The 24,095-nt window shown below is 34.7% G+C and carries 17 protein-coding genes; 6 read left to right on the forward strand and 11 right to left on the reverse strand.

The window, feature by feature from the left end; all coding sequences use genetic code 11:
- Nucleotides 1-4: 4 nt before the first annotated feature.
- The 3 genes from ALGA_RS02610 to ALGA_RS02620 all read right to left on the reverse strand — a co-directional run bounded on the left by ALGA_RS02610 (nucleotide 5) and on the right by ALGA_RS02620 (nucleotide 4,677).
- The gene (locus ALGA_RS02610) at nucleotides 5-1,603 is read right to left on the reverse strand and encodes a CTP synthase (RefSeq protein ID WP_096427822.1); all 1,599 of its coding nucleotides are present in this window, start codon (nucleotides 1,601-1,603) and stop codon (nucleotides 5-7) included.
- 258 nt (nucleotides 1,604-1,861) lie between these two features.
- The gene (locus ALGA_RS02615; RefSeq protein WP_162845374.1) at nucleotides 1,862-3,925 is read right to left on the reverse strand and encodes a DUF349 domain-containing protein; all 2,064 of its coding nucleotides are present in this window, start codon (nucleotides 3,923-3,925) and stop codon (nucleotides 1,862-1,864) included.
- A 317-nt stretch (nucleotides 3,926-4,242) separates the two neighbouring features.
- Nucleotides 4,243-4,677, reverse strand: a complete 435-nt coding sequence (locus ALGA_RS02620) for an Hsp20/alpha crystallin family protein (protein ID WP_096427824.1) — start codon at nucleotides 4,675-4,677, stop codon at nucleotides 4,243-4,245.
- A 269-nt stretch (nucleotides 4,678-4,946) separates the two neighbouring features.
- Here ALGA_RS02620 and trmD point away from each other — a divergent pair, with 269 nt between their 5' ends.
- A complete protein-coding gene (gene trmD, locus ALGA_RS02625; RefSeq protein WP_096427825.1) occupies nucleotides 4,947-5,624 on the forward strand; it encodes a tRNA (guanosine(37)-N1)-methyltransferase TrmD in 678 nt (225 codons plus the stop codon).
- Between the two features lie 44 nt (nucleotides 5,625-5,668).
- Here trmD and rbr read toward each other — a convergent pair whose 3' ends face one another.
- Nucleotides 5,669-6,247, reverse strand: a complete 579-nt coding sequence (rbr, locus tag ALGA_RS02630; protein WP_096427826.1) for a rubrerythrin — start codon at nucleotides 6,245-6,247, stop codon at nucleotides 5,669-5,671.
- Nucleotides 6,248-6,795: 548 nt separating this feature from the next.
- Between rbr and ALGA_RS02635 the strand changes: the two genes are divergently transcribed.
- Nucleotides 6,796-7,548, forward strand: a complete 753-nt coding sequence (locus tag ALGA_RS02635) for a TorF family putative porin (RefSeq protein WP_096427827.1) — start codon at nucleotides 6,796-6,798, stop codon at nucleotides 7,546-7,548.
- A 158-nt stretch (nucleotides 7,549-7,706) separates the two neighbouring features.
- On the opposite strand, the gene ALGA_RS02640 is transcribed toward ALGA_RS02635, so the two are convergent.
- Nucleotides 7,707-8,342, reverse strand: coding sequence for a 7-carboxy-7-deazaguanine synthase QueE (locus ALGA_RS02640; protein ID WP_096433348.1), 636 nt, complete (start codon nucleotides 8,340-8,342; stop codon nucleotides 7,707-7,709).
- 238 nt (nucleotides 8,343-8,580) lie between these two features.
- Here ALGA_RS02640 and ALGA_RS02645 point away from each other — a divergent pair, with 238 nt between their 5' ends.
- Together ALGA_RS02645 and ALGA_RS02650 are read left to right on the forward strand one after the other, a co-directional pair.
- Nucleotides 8,581-10,026, forward strand: a complete 1,446-nt coding sequence (locus ALGA_RS02645) for a bifunctional metallophosphatase/5'-nucleotidase (RefSeq protein WP_096427828.1) — start codon at nucleotides 8,581-8,583, stop codon at nucleotides 10,024-10,026.
- 15 nt (nucleotides 10,027-10,041) lie between these two features.
- Entirely contained in the window at nucleotides 10,042-11,472 is a 1,431-nt protein-coding gene (locus tag ALGA_RS02650) for an ATP-binding protein (RefSeq protein ID WP_096427829.1), read from the forward strand.
- A 7-nt stretch (nucleotides 11,473-11,479) separates the two neighbouring features.
- Here the strand turns inward: ALGA_RS02650 and ALGA_RS02655 are convergent, their stop codons facing one another.
- From ALGA_RS02655 to ALGA_RS02665, 3 genes are all read right to left on the reverse strand, one after another.
- The gene (locus tag ALGA_RS02655) at nucleotides 11,480-12,373 is read right to left on the reverse strand and encodes a hypothetical protein (protein ID WP_145957561.1); all 894 of its coding nucleotides are present in this window, start codon (nucleotides 12,371-12,373) and stop codon (nucleotides 11,480-11,482) included.
- A 155-nt stretch (nucleotides 12,374-12,528) separates the two neighbouring features.
- Nucleotides 12,529-15,903 carry a PAS domain S-box protein gene (locus tag ALGA_RS02660; protein ID WP_096427831.1) on the reverse strand — a complete coding sequence of 1,125 codons (3,375 nt, stop codon included), beginning with the start codon at nucleotides 15,901-15,903 and terminating at the stop codon, nucleotides 12,529-12,531.
- Between the two features lie 110 nt (nucleotides 15,904-16,013).
- A complete protein-coding gene (locus ALGA_RS02665) occupies nucleotides 16,014-16,475 on the reverse strand; it encodes an Lrp/AsnC family transcriptional regulator (protein WP_096427832.1) in 462 nt (153 codons plus the stop codon).
- A gap of 189 nt (nucleotides 16,476-16,664) precedes the next feature.
- Here ALGA_RS02665 and ALGA_RS02670 point away from each other — a divergent pair, with 189 nt between their 5' ends.
- Entirely contained in the window at nucleotides 16,665-17,639 is a 975-nt protein-coding gene (locus ALGA_RS02670) for an NAD-dependent epimerase/dehydratase family protein (protein ID WP_096427833.1), read from the forward strand.
- 160 nt (nucleotides 17,640-17,799) lie between these two features.
- On the opposite strand, the gene ALGA_RS02675 is transcribed toward ALGA_RS02670, so the two are convergent.
- The 3 genes from ALGA_RS02675 to ALGA_RS02685 are packed head-to-tail and all read right to left on the reverse strand — an operon-like array spanning nucleotide 17,800 to nucleotide 23,294.
- Complete coding sequence (locus ALGA_RS02675) at nucleotides 17,800-20,619, reverse strand: alpha/beta hydrolase family protein (RefSeq protein WP_096427834.1); 2,820 nt, start codon at nucleotides 20,617-20,619, stop codon at nucleotides 17,800-17,802.
- A gap of 36 nt (nucleotides 20,620-20,655) precedes the next feature.
- On the reverse strand, nucleotides 20,656-21,468 hold the full coding sequence (gene cysQ / locus ALGA_RS02680; RefSeq protein WP_096427835.1) for a 3'(2'),5'-bisphosphate nucleotidase CysQ: 813 nt from the start codon (nucleotides 21,466-21,468) through the stop codon (nucleotides 20,656-20,658).
- Nucleotides 21,469-21,512: 44 nt separating this feature from the next.
- The gene (locus tag ALGA_RS02685) at nucleotides 21,513-23,294 is read right to left on the reverse strand and encodes an SLC13 family permease (RefSeq protein WP_096427836.1); all 1,782 of its coding nucleotides are present in this window, start codon (nucleotides 23,292-23,294) and stop codon (nucleotides 21,513-21,515) included.
- A gap of 186 nt (nucleotides 23,295-23,480) precedes the next feature.
- Here ALGA_RS02685 and ALGA_RS02690 point away from each other — a divergent pair, with 186 nt between their 5' ends.
- Nucleotides 23,481-24,050: a DUF2284 domain-containing protein gene (locus ALGA_RS02690; protein WP_096427837.1), complete on the forward strand. Its 570-nt coding sequence runs from the start codon at nucleotides 23,481-23,483 to the stop codon at nucleotides 24,048-24,050.
- Nucleotides 24,051-24,095: the final 45 nt, after the last annotated feature.

Raw genomic sequence — 24,095 nt, forward strand, 5'->3', positions numbered from 1 at the left:
AAAACTATTCCATTGCCATTTTCACAAACTCTACAAATAAAGGGTGTGGTTTGATAACGGTACTTTTGTACTCTGGGTGAAATTGAACTCCAACGAACCATTTGTGTCCTTCCAATTCAACAACCTCAACCAATCCTGTATCAAGATTCATTCCTGTTGCTTTCATTCCTGCAGCTTCGAATTGCTCCAAAAATTCATTATTGAACTCATATCGGTGACGGTGACGTTCTGATATTTCCTTTTGTCCGTAAGCTTTTAAGGCTCTCGAACCATCTTTCAAATTACAGTCGTAAGCTCCCAAACGCATTGTGCCGCCTTTTTCGGTTACATTTTTCTGCTCTTCCATTAGGTTAATTACAGGATATGGAGATTTCGGATTCATTTCTAACGAATCTGCATCTTCCAATTTTAATACGTTACGGGCAAATTCAATAACCGCAACCTGCATTCCTAAACAGATACCTAAAAATGGAACATTGTTTTCACGTGCATACTTCGCAGCAAAAATCTTTCCTTCCATTCCTCGATGACCAAATCCTGGGGCAACCAAAATACCTTTTAGGTTTTTCAATTCTTCCTGATAATTTTTTTCAGTCAGTTTCTCAGAATGAATCCACTTAATATTCACTTTGCATTCATTTACCGAACCTGCATGAATAAATGATTCAGCAATTGATTTATATGCATCGTGTAACTCAACGTATTTTCCGACTAAACCAATATTAATTTCTGATTTTGGATTTTGTAAACGATCCAGGAATTTAGTCCATTCTTTTAATTTCGGTTCTCTTTTTAAATCTAAGCCCATTTTCTCGCAAACAATCACATCAAGTTTTTCCTCTCTCATCTTCAAAGGAACCTCGTAAATTGTTTTTACATCAATCGACTGAATAACAGCTCTTGGTTCAACATTACAAAACAGAGCCACTTTTCTACGTACATCAGTAGGTAATTCGTGCTCGGTGCGCAATACCAAAATTTCCGGTTGAACACCAGTTTCGAGCAATGCTTTTACAGAATGCTGAGTAGGCTTTGTTTTTAGTTCTCCTGAAGCAGCAAGGTAAGGTACCAATGTCAAGTGAATAACAAGAGCATCATGTCCTAACTCCCACTTCAACTGACGAACAGCCTCGATATATGGCAATGATTCCATATCACCTACCGTACCCCCTATTTCGGTAATAACCACATCAAATTTCTGCTTAGTACCAAGCATTTTGATGTTTCGCTTAATTTCGTCGGTAATATGAGGAATGATCTGAACTGTTTTACCTAAATAGTCACCTTTTCTTTCCTTATTAATAACGTTACGGTAAATTCTACCTGTAGTAACATTATTAGCCTGAGAAGTAGGGAAGTTTGTAAAACGCTCGTAATGGCCCAAATCCAAATCAGTCTCCGCTCCATCATCGGTCACGTAACACTCTCCATGCTCGTAAGGATTTAAAGTACCTGGGTCTACATTTAAGTATGGGTCCAGTTTTTGGTTAGTAACGGAATAGCCTCTGGCTTGTAATAATTTAGCCAATGATGATGCTATAATTCCTTTTCCTAATGAGGAGGTTACCCCACCTGTAACGAAGATGTATTTGGTTGTTGACACGTTTTAAACGTTTTATGGATTATTAAAGTTGCAAAAGTAGTTAATTTATGCCTTTTCTGGAAACTATTTCCATGTTTCACAAGATCAAATTTATCGATTCGGACTTTTCATATAAAAAAGACGCAAATACAGACATCTGAATCGCCCCTAAATACCGCTGAGAATTAGAACATTCTAACTCTAGCACCAAAAAATAATCTTCCTAAAAAAACCCTCCATTAAAAAAATGGAGGGTGATATTTTTACAATAATTTTATTCTATGAAACCAATCCATCAATAACTTTCAACTTTTCCTGAAGAAGTTTCAAGCTCTCTTTTCCTTTTTCAATCTTTTCTTCAATATCCTTAACTATTGAACCTGATGTTTTCGAGGCAGAGAAGAATCCAATGTTATTTTCCCACAAACCTATGTCTGTTTCCAATTGCCTGATTTTACCGGCAATCTTATTCCTCTCAACAATAATCTTATCTTCAGAGTGATTCATACTTAGGAAATTGTCAATTTTCGATTGAAACTTTTGAACTTCCTTATCCCCTGTTTCCAAATCCATTTTATCGTAAATGGCATTTAAAGCCCCCCTGAACTCTTCCTGAATTTTATCTTTTTTCTTGAACGGAACATGACCAATTTGAGTCCATTCTTTCTGCAAACCTCTAAGTACAGACAAATTCTCATCATCATTCTCAGTCAATTCGAAATTCTTAATCTTATTAATTATTTCTTCTTTAAGTTTCAAATTATCAACATGATCGGAATCAACATGATCGAAATGTTTCGATTTGTTACTAAAAAATTGATCACATGCGGCTCTAAAACGAACCCATAATTCTTCCGAAACTTTACGAGGAACTGGCCCAACAGTTTTCCATTCCTTCTGAATTGCAATTAATTTATCCGTTGTATCCTTCCAGTCAGTACTATCCTGAAGAGCCTCCGCCCGCTCACACAATTCAGTTTTCTTTATCAAATTATCACCGAGCTTATCCTTTAACTTTAAATAAAATTTACGTTTCTTATCGAAATACAAATCACAAGCAGCTCTAAATCGCTGATAAATTTTATTATTATCACTTTTAGGAGCAAAGCCAATAGTCCTCCACTCTTTTTGCAAATCTAAAATCTCTTTAGAGCTCGCATTCCAATCTTTATGAGACTCTATCTCACTATTAGCGATTACCTCCACTTTATCGCAAAGAACTACTTTCTTTTCCAGATTTGTTTTCTGTTCCGATTTCAGTCCTTCATAAAACTCTTGATGATTACGATTTATCAACGTAGTCGCTGCCTTAAAACGCTCCCAAATCAACTCTTTTTGCTCACGAGGAACTGGACCAACCTCTCTCCATCGTTCGTGATATTTTTGTAAAGTATTAAATGCTTTTACAACAGATGGATCATCCACTAATTTTTCAGCATCTTCACACAAATGAATTTTAGTCTCTAAATTCTTTTTTAAATCAAGATCCCGAAGTTCTTTATTGATTTTTATATAGTCGTAAAAATTTTCAACATGATGATGATAATTATCCCACATATTTTTAAGAGCTGCCTGCGGTACCATACCTGTTTCATGCCATTTTTTCTGCAAATCTCTAAACTCCTGAAAGGTTTTATCAAAAGCCTCTTTTCGGTTTACCAAATCCTTAATATCTTCTATAATCTGATATTTTGTTTTTAAATTGGCTTCTTTTTCATGTTCCAAATTTCGAGTACGCACAACCCTACTCTCTCGATATTTATGAAGTAATTCCTTCATTTTAAGTTCCAATTCATCTTTTCCAAAATCGAACTCTTCCTCTTTGCCTTCATCTGCTAAAAACTTCTTTTTAGCTTCGGCAACTTCCTCATTATGCTTTTTATAAAAATTGTGTTTTATTGCATCTAACCTTTCCTTAATTCCTTTTGTTGATTTATTCTCCAACAAAAGAGTCAATCGATCAATCAACTCACTTTTTTCCATCACCGTGTAATCCGGCTCAGTTTGAAGTTCTTCCACCTCAGGTTTCTTTTCCGAAACGTTTGTCACATTTTCCCTTTTAGCTTCTTCCACCAAAGGTGTTTCAATTTCAGAGCCAGGAGAATCCGCAACAACATCCTTGGCTTCTTTCATTACAGGCACTGTATCTTCTGCTTTCACTTCATCTTTTACTTCGGTAGATTCCGTTTCAGCTTCTGAAGTCTCCATTGTTACGGCTTGCTCATCTGTTGTTTTTTCTTCAACAATTTCATTTTCTTGAGAATCACTAATTGTTTCCGGTGTTTCTAAATTTTCATTCAATTCATTCTCATGTGAGAGGTTCGATAGATCTTTTGCTTTCATGTGGTTTTGCATTAGATTAGCAATCTTAATAATTTAAGTGCCTTGTTAACAATACAATTTTCGTAAGGAATTTTTGGTCCATTACTTACGAATTTAACTATTTATGCGTTAATCCTCAAAGATTTTCAACATTTTTCTTTCCTTAAAAAACAAAGAGGTTCATGCGACACACGAACCTCTCAAGTAAAACTAACAAAATAACTAATCTACCATTTTCGTTTTTTTTTTGTGAAAAAATAATCCTTGAATAGATTATTCCTTTTCATTTATCAATTTTCGACCTGATAAAAGAACATACAGCAATCCTAAAATCCGAATTACTGAATGGCTATTTCTTTAACTTTTGGCTCTTCGACCTTTGCTTTTGGTAAATTTACGAACAAAATACCATCGCGCACTTCTGCAGCAATATTATCCTGATCAATTTCATCAGATAATTTAAAACTCCGCTCCATATTATTTACGGAAAATTCCCTTCTTAAGTAAGTACGATCTTCACTCTCCTGCTTCTTTCCAGCAATCTTTAACAATCCATTTTCGACTTTAATCACAACATCCTTCTTTGTAAAGCCGGGAATGGCTATCTCAATTACGAAACTTTCCTTCTCATCGACTACATTGGCGTATGAACTAAAAGCATGAGCTCCTTTCGCAGCATTTTGCAAACTTCCTTTTGGTTCTCTAAACAGTTGATCCATCAATTGATTGGTGAAAAAATCATTTGTCCCTTTTGAATATCTTAAAATTGTCATAACGTTTATCTCCTATTTTTTTAGTACTGTTTTTTTTTTGGGCTCCGGATCCCAAAATTCAATTTTGTTTTCATCCTCTTATTTCCAAAGTCTGTACCAAGAGATATTTATCCGATAATTGACAGAAACAGGCTTTACGGTAATGACACAATGACCGATTCAAGCCAAAAGTAATGACATATTGTCTTTATTAGCGGATTACACGCCTTGTTTTTAAATTTCCTTGCAAGCTATGCTTGCGTTACATACTTTTACACAAAATTTAAAAAATGAGAATCGATATACTTACTGTTGTTCCAGAACTACTGGAGAGCCCACTTAATCACTCCATTATTCAAAGAGCAAAGGATAATGGCATAGCAGAAATACATATTCACAACATTCGTGACTATTCTGAAGACAAGCATAAAAAAGTTGATGACTATGCATTTAGCGGAGTAGCTGGAATGGTGATGCGACTGGAACCAATTGTAAAAGCAATTGAATCTTTAACAGATCAGAGAAAATATGATGAGATCATCTTCACAAGCCCTGATGGTGACCAATACAATCAAAAAACAGCAAATACCTTATCGACAAAGGAAAACATAATGATCCTTTGCGGTCACTACAAAGGAATAGATCAACGAATTCGCGATCACTTTATTACCAAGGAAATATCTATGGGTGATTTTGTTTTAACTGGAGGTGAATTAGCAGCAGCAGTTATTGTTGATAGCGTAATTAGACTAATTCCCGGAGCTATGGGCGATGAAACCTCTGCTCTAACCGATTCATTTCAAGATGATCTTCTTTCACCACCTCTCTATACTCGCCCGGCTGAATTCAGAGGATGGAAAGTGCCAGAGATCTTGTTATCTGGAGACCACAAAAAAGTTGAAAAATGGCAAGAAGACCAAGCCTACGAAAGAACAAAACGATTACGTCCAGACTTACTGAACGAATAATAAATAATAAAAAAAAAGAGACTCTATTGAGTCTCTTTTTATATCTAGTAATTCTCTCCTTTAATCTCGAAATAAGCCTGAGGATGCTCACACGCCGGACAATTCTTTGGCGCTTTTTTCCCTTCATGAACGTATCCACACTTCCTGCAATACCACTTTTCATTCTCCTCTTTTTCAAAAACAGAATCATCTTCCAAATTTTTCAATAGCTTAAGATATCTTTCTTCGTGCAATTGCTCAACCTTAGCAATCAATTTAAATGCAGAAGCTACTTTTTTGAAACCTTCCTCTTCAGCAACACGAGCAAATTCAGGATACAATTCTGTATACTCTTCGTTTTCTCCGCAAGCAGCAGCTTTCAAATTCTCAGCTGTTGTCCCAACACTTCCTGCAGGATAAGACGCTGTAATCTCAACATCTCCACCCTCTAAAAAACCAAAGAATCGTTTTGCATGCTGCATTTCCTGTTCTGCAGTTTCTAAAAACAAAGCCGAAATCTGCTCATATCCCTCTTTCTTTGCCTGCTTGGCAAAATAAGTATATCTGCTTCTTGCCTGAGATTCTCCGGCAAAGGCTTTCAATAAATTCTTCTCTGTTTGAGTTCCTTTAATCGATTTTTCCATTATTTCTATTTATTGAATTTCATTTCACAATACGAATATCCTGATTTTTAAACAAACACAATAAGCTTTTCAACAAAAACATCATTATTTATATTCAATAAAAAATACCATCAACAATATACAGCAATCAACAAAAGAAAAAAACAAAGCCAAACGCAAAAATGAATCCCCATCCCCCACAGAAGAATCGTTTTCTATCAAATAATTTTACAACATTAAAAATCCCTTAAAAAAAGACAATACAAATCTTCACTCCGTTTAAAAACTGTTTTTTTTTCGCACCACCCCCTCATTTAAAACCTTTGCGTCAAAAAAAAAAGCACTTTTTTCGAACAACACCCCCTAAAATAAATAGCTTATTTAAATATTTTTTATACTTTTGGATTCGAAACCCCATCATAATTGGGTTAGGATAGAAATTAGTTGATTCAAGCCAACATCACCCCCTTCAAAAGAGGGGGTGTGTTAGCCAAATTTGCAAAAAAACAGAAACCACATTTTATTCATATTAACCATTTACCATATTTATTAATCTAAAATCTATTACTATGTTGAAAGCAAGAAAATTTTTCGCATTACTTATATGCACTCTTGTTGTAACAGGAAGCCTGTTCGCACAAGAAGAAACAGAAAAAGGAGAAATTTCGTTCGGTGCAGACCTAATGAGCAGATATGTTTGGAGAGGAACTCAGTTTTCGACAGGACCGGTAATCCAACCAGGCGTAGAATACAGCAATGGAGGATTCGCAATTGGAGCCTGGGGATCCTACGCACAAAATGGTTCCGATGGTGCTGAAGCTGATTTATATGCATCATACACATTTGCAGATGATTTATTCACTGCTACTGTAACAGACTATTTTTTCCCAACTGATGGGATCGCTGTAAACAACAGCTATTTTGATTATAAGAAAGCATCTACCGGACATATCATGGAGGCTACTCTAGCTTTTAATGGGAGTGACGGATTTCCAATTAGCATTTTAGCAGCCATGAATTTCTGGGGTGCCGACCAAGACGCAAATGGCGATCAGCAAAACTCACTTTATATTGAATTAGGATATGGTTTCACTTATAAAGATGTAGCTATTGACTTATTTGCAGGTTTTACTCCAATTGATGCCGATGAAGATAAAGGCGAGTCAGGTTTTTACGGAGACACTGCAGGTTTTGTAAACATGGGATTCACCGCATCAAAAGAAATTGCAATTACTGAAAAATTCTCTTTACCAGTATCAGCTTCTGTTATTGCTAACCCAATGGCAGAAAACTTATTCCTGGTATTCGGAGTATCATTTTAACCACACTAACTTCATCGAGAGAAGCTTCTTTAGAAGCTGAAAAAAAGGCAATCAGAATTTCTGATTGCCTTTTCTCTTTCATGTCTTGTCCCGAAATAAATTAACAAAAAAGCTGAATCATTTAACGATTCCGCTTTTTCAATATCTTATATTGGCCATTATGGTATTCTCATAAATTTATGGGCTTGCAAAGAGATGTTCCATTTTGGATTGTTCTTTACGTATTCTACAATTGGTTTTACATTGTGAACGTACTGACTCCATTCCGATTGCAGGTATAACAAACAATCATCTCCTACATTTTTGGATAACTCCTCGGCCCATTCAAAATCTTTCTCCAAATCGAAAACGATCACTTTTAGCTCATTTGCTTTTTGATAGGATGTAGGTACTGGCAACTTGTTCCGCTTAGGCGATAAACAAATCCAATCCCACTCTCCGCTTATCTCGTAAGCACCTGAGGTTTCCAGAAAATTTTCAATATTGTGCTTCTTCAACTCAGTACACAATGGTTCCAAGTTATACAACGAAGGCTCTCCTCCTGTAACCACAACTGCTTTTGCTGGTGATTCTACCGCTTTTCGAACAACTTCCTCCACGGAAATTAAACGATGTTCTGCTGGATTCCATGAAATTTTACTATCGCACCATTGGCAACCGATATCACAACCGCCAATGCGAATAAAATAGGCTGGTTTACCTGTGTGATACCCTTCCCCTTGTATGGTATAGAAATCCTCAACCAGAGGTAAATCTGTTCCTTTATCGAATATTTCTTTGTACTTGTCTTTCAAATCGTTCTTCTTAACCAATGATAAAACTCTAAATTTTGGCTGTTCAGCAAACTGGCTTGCAAAAATACACGCTTTTTAAGGATTTCAAAATCAAATGGAAATATTATTTAAAATGATTCTCGTTTAGCCCAACTAATTAAAAATATATTCCTTTCAGATATAGACATTATAATTAAGTCTAAATTTTGATAATTTTACAGCACAAGCAAACAATGAAACTCACAGATCAAATAACACAATGAAAAATTATAATTTTCTATTCCTCTACATACTGTTTTTTGCACTTGTTTCTTGTTCAAAAGACAAAAATGAACCCGAAACTCCAATTGATTCAACGCCAAAAGAATTAACCATTTTTTGCGTTAATGATGTGCATGGACAGATTGATAATTTTGCAAAAATAAAGCACATCATAGATCAGGAAAGAGAATCAACTAATGTTCTTGTGGTTTCTGGTGGTGATTTATTCTCGGGTAATCCTGTGGTTGACAATCATCCTGAAAAAGGGTATCCAATGATTGATCTGATGAACCGAATTGGTTTCGACGCTGCGGTTTTGGGGAATCATGAATTTGATTATGGAGTTGATTTTTTGAAAAAAAGAATGATCCAATCAAACTTTGATTGGATTTGCGCAAATGTGGACATGCAAAACTCGAGCATTCCAGAACCATATGAATACAAAACCATCACTAAAGAAAATATAAAAATCACTTTATTAGGTTTGGTGGAAACCAATGGCAAAGAGGATGGAACTATTCCATCAACTCACCCATGGCGAGTTGCTCAATTTCATTTCGACCGACCTGAAGACATTGTTTCTCTTTACTCTAGTGTGAAAAGTGAGGAGAAGTCAGATTTATACATTGCTCTTACCCACTTAGGTCTTAATGGGAATGATGTTATTTTAGGAGACATTCAATTGGCTAATAAATTCCCCTTTTTTGATCTGATTATTGGAGGACATTCTCATTCAAAAGAAAACACTCAAGCAAATGGAATTCCTATTTTTCAGGCAGGTAGCTATCTAAACTATCTAGGAAAGATATCTGTTACTATTCAAAATAAAAAAATAGAATCAATAAGCGATGAACTAATTGATTTAAACACATACAAAGAGTACGATTCCGAATTAAAAACAATAATAGATGAGTATAACAATCAGAAGTATTTGACTGATGTGATTGGCTATTCCAACAGATATCACGACAGTGGCATGGTTGGTTGTTTTTACACCGACGCATTGCGAATTCAGATGAATGTTGATGTTTGTTTTCAAAATACTGGAGGAATTCGTTCCGGCCTGAACGAAGGCGATATCACCAAAAGGGAAATATATGAAATATCTCCTTTTAACAACGGAACAGTTATTTATGAAATGACAGTTCTCGACATTAAAAAATTTCTACGAGGAAGTGGTTCTGGATTTTATTATTCTGGCATTCAAATTCAACAGATGGATCAAGATATTGAAATAAGAAATATGCAAGGACAAACATTAGCTAATGAAACCACACTAAGGCTTGGCTTAAATGACTATATCCCTGCGGTATACGACAAATACTTCCCTGGGAATGGTGAAATTCAAAACATGACTGATGCAGAGACCATTATTTCCTTTTTACTAAATACTAAAGATCAAGTTGAATATCCCGTCTGTAATCGCTATTTTAGAATGCATTAATTTAATCACCAATTCATGAAAAGAAAACAATTAATCGCATCACTTCTCTTTTGGCTGTTTCTTATGGGAATGTCCTTTTCATGGAATTATCATTTAGTTGTTTCCAACAACCAAATGGTAGTGTTAAATAAATCAAGATCTTTTTTCGACCAAATATTAGTTACACGTGCATGGAGTTCTGAACACAATGGAATTTACGTTCCAATTACAGAGAAAACGAAACCAAATCCATATTTAAAAGATCCATTTAAAAACATTACGAGTACAGATGGAATTAAATTAACTAAAATAAATCCATCCTACATGACTCGTCAAATTGCCGAGCTTAATAAAAACAACTACAATCTTCAGTTTCACATCACCAGCTTAAACCCAATTCGTCCGGAAAATAAAGCAACAGAAAATGAAGCGAAGGCTCTTAACGAATTTGAGTTGGGAGCAAAAGAAAAACTTGAATTTCACGAAAATGATACTGTTCACGAGTACATGTACATGGCTCCTTTAGTAACTCAAAAATCCTGCCTGAAATGTCATTCACATCAAGGCTACCAGGAAGGTGATATTCGTGGAGGAATCAGCATTTCTTTTCCTGCAGAGCCATATACTAATGGTGTTAACAAACAAATTTTATCATTAAGCATTGTACATTTCATTATTCTTATTTTAGGCTACGCAGGTATTATATTGTACCACATAAATACTAAAAAACATTTTTCAATAATTAAAATAAAAAATGAAGAACTAAATAAAATTATTTCCACAAAAGATAAATTCTTTTCAATAATTGCTCATGATCTAAGGAGTCCAATATCTACAATTTTAGGCTATCTTGATTTGCTTCAAACAGATTATAATAGTTTTTCAAAAGAAGAACAGATTGATTTTATCAGCAACATAAATGAATCTGCAAAAAGCTCGTTTAAACTTTTAAATAATTTATTGCTTTGGGCAAGATCACAACAAAATAGGATTATGTTAGATGTCCAAAAACACAATCTTAAATCTACAATCACCGAAGCTATAGACGCTTATTTATCCAGTTCTAAACTGAAAAAAATAAGTATTGAGCTTTTAGTCCCTGAAGAAATTTTCATTTATTCCGATTCATTTACTCTACAATGCGTAATTTCCAACCTATTCAATAACGCCATCAAATTCACACCAAAGAATGGTGTAATTTTCATTAAGGCAAAGCAAGAAAATGGGTTTGCTGAAATCCAAATAATTGATAACGGAGTTGGAATTCCTGAAGAGAGAATTAATAAGCTTTTTAAAATAGAAGAAAGCGTTTCTACCAAAGGAACTAATGATGAAAAAGGCACAGGATTAGGATTACTACTTTGCAAAGAATTTATCGAAAAAAACAATGGATCAATTCAAATAGTAAGTAAAATTAACAAAGGGACTAGAGTTATATTTCGAATTCCCACAACACCTCAATCATAATATTAAATTATTTACCTAACCATTGTTTGTAATCTATTCTGTAAATAGATTGCGGTAATTGGGTTTGCTCAGTCGAGACATACAAGGAGTCGTTTTCACCAAAAACAATTCCTTCTGTCTGCGCTCCTCCCATAGGACTCAAATCAATTCGTAAACTTTTACCTCCGAAAAAATTAGTCCCCTCAAATTCAGAAAACAAGATCAAGTAACTAAGATAATCTTTATAACCCACTAGAGCCAGTACTTTTCCATCAGAACTAATATCAGCTCCAGTGACCAGCATATTTATACTAAATTCTGACTTAACTTTCAATTTGTGAGCTCCAATATTCTTAGAAGCCGAGTACATTCTGGTTTTGTAATTTGCCCAGTTTTTTGAGAAAAAGAAAAGAGAATCCCCAAATGATAAAAAAGCTTCGCAGTCAAAATCATGTTTTTGTAACCGCTTCGAAAAATCTTCCTGATCAGTCCATTCAATTCCAATTTCTTCGGTTTTTACCTGATTGGTATTTTCAATATCCGATTTTGCCAATCTCAATACTCTCAAATCCTTTCTATTACCAAGATTATTACCAAAATCACCAATATAAATGTAATCATGATCATCGGTTAGGTCTTCCCAATCAATATTTTTGGCATTAGTGATTTCTACCTCATTTTTAATTTCGCCTGTATTGTTGTAGGCATATAATTTAGGTTCGCAATCACTATCATTAATCACCCAAAACAAATTCTTGTACCACATCATCCCCGACTGTTCATTTACCTTAGCGGATAGCGAATCTGAAACTAAAACTGGCTGATAAACTATCGATGATTTAGAAACTTTTACTTCTTTGGTTGAATGACAAGCACCTAAAAGTAGAATCAGGAATAAACTGGAATGCATTAAGTATTTCACGATATCATTAAAATTAGAATACAACAAATCTGTCTAAAATTAATTGATTCTCAAAATTTGGATTTGAAAGTTTTTACTATAATATCATTCTATATGGAGAAATAATTACAATAAGTCAGATCCTACTTTTTCCATAAACGAAACTTAATTAATTTTCAATCTTTTGATACAATATTAAGCTGCAAAAATTTATATAAAATCTGATACAAAACCATTTTATCGATCGGTTTTGAAATATATCCTTTAAAACCAAGCTCAAATATTTTCTTTTTATCACCTTTCATTGCATATGCAGTTTGAGCTATTATTGGAATATTTGGATTAACATTAGTTATCTGTTTTGAAGCATTATAACCATTCATAACCGGCATTTTAATATCCATCAATATTAAATCAACAGGTGTATTCGCCTCAATAATTTTCACTGCCTCTTCTCCATTTTTTGCCCAAATTACTTTTGCTAAAGTGGGCGCCAAAATTTCATCAATCAACAAATAATTAAACTCAATATCCTCAACAACAAGAATGGTCTTATCCCTTAATAAAGGTGGTGAAAATCTTTTTCCAGTAGTCTCTATCTCTCCCAATTGTAAATGAACAACACCTCTTAATCTAAAATAGAAACTCGTTCCTTTATTCTTCTCTGACGAGAGCCACAATTCACCATCCAACAATTTTGAAATCTCTTTACAAATTGCCAAGCCTAACCCAACACCTGATTGCATGCCAAAACTTGGTTCGTCAATCTGTCGGAAAATATCAAAAATCACCTTTGTATGCTCAGGTAAAATTCCAATTCCAGTATCCGACACATAAAACGTAATATCCGAATCTTCAACCCGATACCCATAGGTAATCTTCCCTGATTTCGTATATTTGATTGCATTATTCAAGAGATTGGTAAGCAACTGAATTAGCTTTGTCTTGTCTGATTTCAAATACAGATTATCATCATTTGGAGTACACTCCAAGCGAGTAATTAAATTCGTTTTATTACTCTTCTTTAATTCGGCCTTTACATATTGCTTAAGTATTAAAAACAAATCGGCTAGGGAAAATTCATCCATTCTAATTTTCGCCTCTTTTGCCTGAAAAAGGGATACATCAAAAATCGATTCAATTATCTTTAATAAATGTTGTCCGCTTGATTTTACAATCTCGTTCCATTTTTCAATTTTATCAATCGGAGAATTTGAATTAATTAATCCACTAAATCCAATAATAGCATTTAAAGGGGTTCTTAATTCGTGCGACATAGAAGCCAAAAATGTAGATTTCAATTGATCACTTTCTTCAGCCTTTTCTTTTGCAAAGATGAGTTTCTGTTCAAAATTCCTTCGGCTAATTACCCCCGCTAAAACATCAGCAAAAGTGTAGAGTAAATTAATATCTTCAGAATCCCATTCCTTATCCTTAAATATTGAATCAAAACCTACAAAACCGAGCAAAGATTCATGTGATAATATTGGAAGTACTAACAACGATTTAAGATCAGAATGTAATTTACCAAGCTGCTTCTCATTAGCCTCAGAAGATAGTTTAGATTGAGGCAAATACAGATGTTCGCGTTGCTGAAACTTTTTAATCCACGATTGAAAATCCTCTATTGGTATTTTTTTTGATTTTTCAATCATCGAAACGACACTATCACGACACCATTCATTCGTAATGTTAAGGATTGTTCCATTTTCATTAATTAAAAACACATAACTCCTATCAGTATTTGTGAATTCACCTATATTTTTTAAAGCACGATCAATTAATTGATCAACATCCTTAATTGATGAACCAATAAAATCAGCAGAAATACCAATCATCAACTGTTCTATTTCTGTTTTATGCTTTAATTTTGCCTCTGATGTTTTACGGTCACTTAAATCGTGAACGATAGATTGGATAAATTTATCCCCACTTAATTCTATCAGATTTGCATTAATCACAACTGGAAAAATTTTACCTGATTTGGTTACATGATTAGTTTCGAAAGAAATTGCCCCTTTATCTCTCAAAGTTTTCCTTATTGTATCTGCGTTAATATCACTAAATTCATCCCGAAAACTCAAATTAGAAGGTGTGAGTTTATAAAATTCTTCTCGAGAATAACCGTAACGCTTAATAGCTGTATCGTTTACCTCTACGAATTTTTGAAAATTGGATTCTTTCCATGGATGAACAAACACTGCTTCGTTTAGATAATTAAAAAGTATCCTAAATTTATTCTCACTCTGTATCAATTTTTGTTCTGCAAGTTTTCTGATAGTAATATCAGCAATGTATCCTTCGATAAATAAAGGTTGGTTCATTTTATCTTTTACAGTTATGCCTTGCTCAAACACCCATTTAAGAGCTCCATCTTTACTAATTATTCTGTACTCAATGGAAAACCTTTTATTTTTCACACTTCCCTCATAGACCGCATCCGCTACATATTTCTTGTCGTCAGGATGTATAATATCGTTGTAGGCAATAATGCTATTATAATTCAACTCTTCGGGTGTGTAACCCGTTAAATTTACCACGCCATGACTTACATATAGCATAGTCCAGGATTCGTCAGCCAAACATCGATATGCCATCCCAGAAAGATTCCTCATTAAAGTTGTTAGTCTTCTTGTAGTTTCTATCGATTTACGTTGCAACCTTTTCTGTTCCGTTACATCGCGAATAATGGCAGTAATTTCTCTTTCACCGCTACTACTAATCCTAAACTCGAAAAAACATATTCCCCTACCTTCAATATCCTGCCTATAATCAAAAACCTGTACTTTTCCAGAATCGAATGCATCTTCCATGAATTGCATAAATTCCAGAGCTAAGTCAGGATCAAATACTTTACGGATATTTAAATTTACTATTGACTTTCCTTTTTGAAATAAACCAATTTGCTCTCCATGGAAATCTATCACTTTTCCATCTCTTGAGATTCTTAAGATAAGATCTGGAATTGTATCAAGCAATGCTTTCGCTTTTGCCTCACCTTCTTTCAGCCGTTTTTCGGCGTCTAGTCTTTCAGTGATATCCTCAAATATGGTAAAAACCCGTTCTACCAGTCCAGTCTCCTTATTAATAATAGGAGTTGCTGTAATATTAATCCAGATGTAAGCCTGTTGTTTAGGATTATAAACTCCCAGGACAGCATTCGTAACTTCCTTACCTGTAATTATTGCAATTCTAGCAGGATGTGTTTCTTTAGTCATTATAGAACCATCTGGAAGTATATTATTTATCCGAGGTTCAAAACTTTCAAAGGTTAATAAAAATTCTTTCTCAATACCAAGTATTTTTGAAGCAGAAGGATTTGCATATATTATATCTCCTTCATGGTTTCTAATTATTATTCCCTGATTTGTTGCATTATAGAGAATATCAGCTCTTTTAATAATATCTGTGCTCTCCAGACTTTGTGAAAAGTTATCTCTTTCCATCTTCACTTCTTCAACCAGCTTTTCCAACTCTGCTATTCTTTCCTTGTATTCGAAAAGTTTTCTTTCGAATTCATCAGGTGACATGTGTTGATTGTTATCAGACATAAATTAAAATGTAAATGACCAAGAACCAAACTATTTATATCACAAGTTACTAAAATCACCGCAAGAAATTATCAGAAATAAGTATAAATTATTGATCAAAAAAGCACTTACTATATGTAGTACTCAGTTGTTTGTTTGATTTCCTTGATTACAAATGTGCTGTTTAAATTACCAATATTCTTAATTTTAGAAAGCTTGTATCGAACAAATTCGTGGTACTCTTCGAGGCTTCGGACATGAATTTTGAGAATAAAATCGACCTGGCCAGCCACGTGATAACACTCCTGAACTTCCTGTAAATCCTGAATCTGCTCTACAAATTCATCTATAAAAGCCTCATTATGGTATCGCATTGAAACCTGACACATTGCGGTAACAGTCTTTCCAATTCTCGTTTTATCAAGAATAGCCACATACTTTTTAATAAACCCCTGATTCTCAAGTCTTCTAATTCTCTCATAAACTGGCGACACTGTCAGGCTCAGCATCGACGCAATTTCTTTTGCTGTTTTTTTTGAATCACTCTGAAGTATCCTCAGAATTGTTTTATCCGTTTGATCTAAATTCTCCATATCAGAAAAAATTACTCCTTTTATAACGTTTGCATTACCCCCTCAAGTAAATTACACTGCAAAAAACGCTATTATGCAGGAATTTACACTTAATTATTCTCGAAATATATGAAATAATACGGAAACACCTTTACTTTGCTAGCAAATAACACGGTCGTCGACTATGAATTTACAAATTGAAAAGATCAAATGAAAAAGGAAATAATTTTAATAATTGGTGCAAACGGACAAATTGGTTCCGTTCTAACAAAATCTCTTCAAGAGAAATTTGGAGTAGATTGTGTTGTTGCATCCGATTTGAGAAATAGTCCTAATTTAAACGGTATTTTTGAAGTAATTGACGCCACAGATTATGAACAAATTCAATCTGTTGTTACAAAATACGGAATCACCCAGATTTATCATTTAGCAGCTATTTTATCAGCAAAAGGAGAGCAAGCTCCATTGACTACCTGGGATATCAATATGAAAACCCTTTTTAATGTATTGGAGGTAGCCCGATTGAATAATCTGGATAAAGTATTCTACCCTAGTTCAATTGCTGTGTTTGGCGATGAAGCCGATTTGGATAACACACCACAGGATGCTTTTTTGAATCCGGCAACAGTTTATGGAATCAGCAAGTCTTCAGGTGAAAACTGGGCACAATATTACTTTTTGCGTTACGGATTAGATGTTCGATCGCTACGTTACCCAGGTATTATTGGTTACCAATCTTTACCCGGTGGCGGAACAACTGATTATGCAGTTGATATTTATCACAAAGCAGTTTTAAAAGAAGAATTTACTTGCTTCTTAAACGAAGATTGTGAATTGCCAATGATATTTATGGAAGATGCCATTCGCGCAACCATAGAATTAATGGACGCTCCAAAAGAATCAATAAAAGTAAGAACATCATATAACTTAGCAGGTGTAAGTTTTTCTCCTGCAGATATGGCTATTTCAATTCAAAAGATTTATCCTGATTTCAAAATTAAATACGAAGCTGATTTCAGACAAGAAATAGCATCAAAATGGCCCAATTCGATTGATGATTCGAAAGCAAAAGAAGATTGGAACTGGAAGCCTGAATATGATTTGGAAGCAATAACCAATACAATGATTGAGAAGCTAACAGGACAGTACAAAGCAGAACAACCAGAACTTGAAAATATAGGTTAATAACCGAAGTAAAACAACAACAAACACACTTACAAACACTAATTCGAACACCTCTTTTCCATCCGGAATTGAGGTGTTTTTTCTTTGTCTCAATTGACTGAAAAATCTGAATACAAAAAATGCGTCCCTGAAGAACGCATTTTGAATATTTTACTAAGATCTATTTCTTTAAATCATAAGCATCAGTTGTCCCTTTTTTAACAGCAGGAATACCATCAACCATCCACTCCGGAGCTGGTTTTCCTTTTAAATAATGCTCAAAAAACTGCATTGTTCTGATTGATAAATCCACTCTGTTTGGTCGTTTTTTCAAATTATGATCTTCATCATTATAGGATAACAACCAACATGGCTTTTGCAAACGGCGCATCGCCACAAACAATTCAATTCCTTGATACCAAGGCACAGCACCATCATGGTCATTGTGCATCATCAATAAGGGAGTCTCAATTTTTGGTGCAAAAAATATTGGTGAATTTTCAATGTACTGCAATGTGCTGTTCCAAAGAGTTCCCCCAATACGGCTTTGAGTATGCTCGTACTGAAACATTCTGCTCATACCTGTTCCCCAACGAATTCCACCATAAGCCGATGTCATATTAGTTACCGGAGCTCCAGCCATTGCACATTTAAACAAATTTGTTCTGGTTACTAAATAAGCAATTTGATATCCGCCCCAGCTTTGCCCCTGTAAACCAATATTTTCCTTATCGATAAAGGAATAACGATCCATCATGCTCAAAGTTCCTGTTACGACAGAACTATATGCACTTTCGCCAGGATAACCCACTTTATGGTAGGTAATATCGGGCATGAAAATCAGGTAATCATTACTCACACAATAACTTGGATTAATAATTGACCAGTTAGGCTGTGGTACATGGTGACGATGCAATGCATCAGAACTTCTCTCGTAAAAATAAACCAACATTGGATATTTCTTATTGGGATCGAAATTCTCCGGCTTGTACAATAAACCTTGCAACTCCTCACCATCGCCCGAAGTCCATTTTACCAATTCAACATCTCCCCACAAATAATTTTTCTGCTGAGGATTCGCATCCGATACTTGTTTTGGGTCTGTGAATCTCATGTTACCAGTCCACAAATTTGGATAATCTTTAAAAGTAGATCGTGTCCAAATCAATCGATTCGCATCCTTTGCTTTAACAGGACTTTTGAAACTTGCATCCTCAAAAACCAATTTTTCAGGTTCTTCATCTTCTTGCAAGCGATAGAAACCAGATTTCTTGGTGAATTCATGAAACGCACTCAGAAGAACCGGCTTTTTCAAATCAATAAATAATTTATCTTCATCCAATTTCACGTAATCAAAGCGAATCTTATTTCTACGACCAAAGCTATTGGTAAAATTTTCCGAGCCTTTCACTCCAGTCGGATCCAACTTCCAAAAATCATATCGATCACTAATAATTACTTCGGCATCTCCTTTTGTCCATCCCACAATTCCATATGGACTAGGATCACTTGGAGTATCGTGAATTTCATCGTAAAAATTAGCTCTAATATTTTTGGTTAATGCCACAGTCTTACGATTCTCTATTTGATACGAATACCAAATACTATCCTGAGTTTCGAACCATATCAAGTACTTCTGAGCAGGTGAAATACTCACACGTGAATTCTTCTTTTCCAGCACCAAATCCTTCTTTCCCGATTTTGTATTTACCACATAGTAATCCGAATACCAATCATCCCACGAAGCTAATTGCTGATAAGGCAATGACGAGGATCCAAGAGCAAATTTGGAATTCCCCTCATCGTACAATTTCACATCAGGTAAATTTTTATTACCTAATTGCAAAACTTTATCGTCTAACGCATGATACACAGCTAACCAAGTTCTTTTCTTCTCTTTTTCGGCTTGTACTTTCTGTTGAGGCTGCAACAAAGGATCTTTCCAGTTCCATACATCAACATGATATTTTTCATCATCAAGCAATGTGTCTTTTGGCTCATTAATAGGTCTTGGTGCTACGCCAAAAAACAATTTCTCTCCATTTTTTGAGAAATATATGTCTCCATTCTCACTTACCGTCCAATCTTTCTGAATATCCTTACTTATCGTATCCACCAATACTTTTGGCTGAACCAATTTTGCATTTTGATAATACAAGGCAAAAGTTTTATTCTTGAGAGTGTCTGCAGAAAAAATAAAAGAAAGCTGATCCCCATCAGGAGCTATAGCTGTTTTTTTTGCAAGTCCTTCTTGTTCGAAAATAGTTTTAACTTGTTCATCTTTAGAAGTGAACCAATTTACCTTCGAAGTTTGTATACTATCCCCTTCAACCTGAACAAAAGAAACAGCATTTCCATTTTCAGATAAAGCATAATCAGAAACATCTTCGCGACGGTACTCTTTCCCTGATAAGAAATTTAAGATAACGAGCTCTCCTTTTTCAATTTTCTCTTTGTCCTTCGTTCCCTTTTCATCTTTGGTTTTTGTTTCAGGCTTTTCAATTGAATCGGTAATCAAAGAATCCTTTTCTTCCTTTGGCATTTTCAATAAAAAAGCCATCCAGTCCCCCTTTTCTTTAGGCATCTTGAACGATTCCAATTCTGGAAAACGCAGGATACTATTCTCCTTCAAATTCCATATTCCCAAGGAATCTTTTGGCAAATCCTTCTTTTTAATCTTCTTCACTTTCGCTTGTCGGATGGTATCAAACTGAGCTTTAATATTGAAACTTAAAATTTCACTTTCTGGAGAAAATATTGCTTTGTATCCTCTGGCTACTGAATCCAATTTACCTGTGCTTACCTGATACAGGTAAAGATATCCATCACCCTTTTGAGGATTTACTTCATAAGTGATCCAATCACCGTTTGAAGATATGAGTTGATTTTTAAGATTCTTCCAATTATCGTAGTCGGCATGACTCAATGGGACTTTACTATTTTGCGCCATTAAACTGCCAATTACGAGACAAAGCAATATGGCAAGTATTGATTTTTTCATTCTAAGTGTTTGTTGTTTATTTGTTGTGCTTATTTCCTATCCTATTTTACAAATGAACCAAGGATTTAAAAGATCTTCTTTATTGTATGCTATTTCTTCATTTGAGTTAAGATGTAAAATCTTTCCTCCTGAAGCTGATACAATTGCATGACCAGCAGCAATATCCCATTCCATTGTTGGAGCATATCGAGGGTAAACCTCTGCCTCTCCTTCAGCAATCATACACAGTTTTAATGAACTCCCTTTTGAAATTAGCTCAACCTCGTCGTGCTCCTTTTGCAGCTTCGAGATAAAATCTTTGGTTTCCTGATTCATGTGAGAACGAGATGCAACCACACGAATAGAATTTCTATTTTGAGAAAGAGGGAGTATTTTAGATTCACCTATTAATTGATCCAAATCCCCAGACCATTCAACAATATCATCCATTCTGAAGGCACCCAATTCCTTATCGGAAAAATACAATTGCTTGTAAACAGGCACATAAATAACTCCTGCAATTGATGTTTCTTTTTCTATTAGAGCAATATTTACGGTAAATTCATCATTCCTTTTTATGAACTCCTTTGTACCATCTAAGGGATCAACAATCCATAAATAGTCCCAATTTTTCCGGATATCGTAACCCAAATGTTCACCTTCTTCACTTAAAACAGGTATGCCAAGTTCGTCCAAGATTGAAACAATTGCCTGATGTGCTCTTTGATCGGCAATGGTTAAAGGGCTATTATCGGATTTTGTCTGGATTTCAAAATCTTGAGAATTATAGACTTCTAATATCTCTTTCCCAGCAATTAATGAAGCCGTAATGGCTGCTGAAAGAAGCTCTTTTCTTTTACTTAAATTCATAGGTATTTATGCTTAACAATCACATCGGATTGTGGAATTATCAATTAATAAAAATACATATATGACAATATTAATACGGTAACAAACATGTAGATAATGGTAAGGGGAAATCCTATTTTGAAAAAATCCTTAAAAGTATAACCTCCTGGTCCGTATACCATTAAGTTAGTTTGGTAACCAATTGGAGTCATGAAATTTGCAGCTGCCGCAAATGCTACGACCAAAACAAAAGGTTCCGGATTTAAATGAAGATTTAAAGCTATTGTAAGTGAAATAGGAAACACAATGGCTACTGCTGCCTTATTGGTAATATAAGCTGCAAGTACTGATGTAATCAAATAAATTCCAAACAAGACTCCAACTCTTCCCATTGGAATAAATACTGAGATTAAAAGGTCAGCAATTATATCTGCTAATCCTGATTTTATCATGGCAGTACCAAATGCCAAAGCAAGAGAGATGATTAAAGCCAAATTAAAATCAATCCTTGATGCAATATCCTTAGGATTAGAAATTTTCAAAGCCAAAATAACAATAATCATCACAATTAAAGTCATGAATAAAGGCACAATTTTAAAGGCTGACAAAACAACAGCCAATACTGTTCCTCCAAGCAGCAACCATATTTTATAAGCTTCCTGCTTCCTAAATTCTTTGACTTTCGATATAAAATAAAAATCCTGAACCAGATATGAACGATCAACAAAATCATCTCCTCCTAATAACAGCAACACATCACCCGCACGAAGTTTTACTTCTCCAATTTTCCCTCTTACTTTGCCTCCATTTCGATGAATTGCAATAACTGCAGCATCAAAATGACCTCTAAAGTTTGCATCCTTAACTGTTTTGGATATCAAGGTTGAGTTATGAGATATTACAATTTCAACAACCTCGATGTGCTTTTTATGCGTTAACATACCAACTGCTGGAAGTGTTAGTCCTGAATTAGGAAGCACCAAATCAGCAATAGTTTCGGTATCGCCTGCAAATAATAAACGATCGCCTTCTTCCAGTCTGTATTCATGTGAAACTGCAGCAATTCGAACATCGCCCCGGTTAATCTGAAAAAGGTAAAGACCTTTCAAATTTCTTAAATCAGCCTCTTCAATTGATTTTCCAATTAAACCCGAATTGGATTTAACGTGCGCTTCAACGATATACTTTCGAGAATTTTCAGAAAACTCACCCAATACATCCTCCTTTTCCGGCAACCACTTTTTACTTACAATCATAAGGTAAATGGATCCAATAAACATCATTGGAATACCAACATATGCGAAACTAAACATATCAAGTGAATCCAATGCAGGTATAATCTTCTGATCGATTACCATACCGTTTACAATCAAGTTTGTTGATGTACCAATTAGAGTTATACATCCACCTAAAATGGCTGCGTATGATAGTGGAATTAATAATTTTGATGGAGAAATATTGTTCCGCTTGCTCCAATTATGCACATATGGCATCATAACGGCAACAAGAGGCGTATTATTTAAAAAAGCAGAAAAACCAGCAACCAAAAATATCATACGAGCCATAAATTGCCGGTAGGTAGTGGCTTTCTGGAACACTCTATCAAAAAGAGTTTCTACAATCCCCAAATCTCTAATAATATCACCTATAAGTAAAAGCATTAAGATGACAAAGACCTGATCATTAGCAAATCCGGCGAGTATTTCAGAAGGAGTTAAAATTCCAAAAATGCCCAATACGACAACACCAATTAAGAATGTAAACGCTGGGCCAACCCATTCTTTATAGAATGATATCAGAATAAAAACCAATACGATTAATACGATTATCGCATCAAATGAGAGCATAGATAGGGTTTTGGATTGTGTTCAAACTACGAAGATACGAAAATAGTATAAGGAGAAAACTCCTTTTTCAATCCTTTGCATTTCGAAATTTGCAAACAATTAGAATTTATGTCCTTAAACCTACAACACGAATGTCCGAAAAGCGATCAAACTGACTAAATTTACGAGTCCTTAAACATTTAGAACATGAATACTTACCAAACAGGCTCCTTTACAAAACAACTTAACAACACCCAAATAACCATTCATTACAAGCAGCTTGAAATTAACACAATTGAAATTTCATCTTACTTAAACCCAACAGAATTTAACGCTTACTGCAAAAATGGTTGTCCAAATCATTCTCAAAAATGGACCTGCCCACCAAACTGTCCAAGCTTTGAAAATTATGCCAAAGATTATTCGAAAATTTCTCTTTACTTATTTTACACATCTCCAAATCAATTAAAAGAAGTTGAAGACAAAGCCTTGCTTGCTTACAATTTCATTAAAGAAGAACTACAATCTTATCTGCGCCAAATTGAACCTGAAAATGGTAAAATGATTGCAGCAAATAGTTGTGAATTGTGCACAACCTGCGGACTTGTGTTAGGAAAGGAATGTCATATTCCGGATAAAATGCGCTACAATTTGGTTGCTTTTGGGTTTAATGTTAGCAAAATAATGACTGATCTGTTTCAACATGAATTAAAGTGGGCTTCAAAAGATCAAATCCCCGATTTTGTAAGTAGCGTTGGAGCCTTACTAAAAAAATAAGTCCGGCAAATTAGCTTGCCGAACTTAATTCCTGCAATTTTAATA

The organism is Labilibaculum antarcticum (assembly GCF_002356295.1).
GTDB lineage: Bacteria > Bacteroidota > Bacteroidia > Bacteroidales > Marinifilaceae > Labilibaculum > Labilibaculum antarcticum.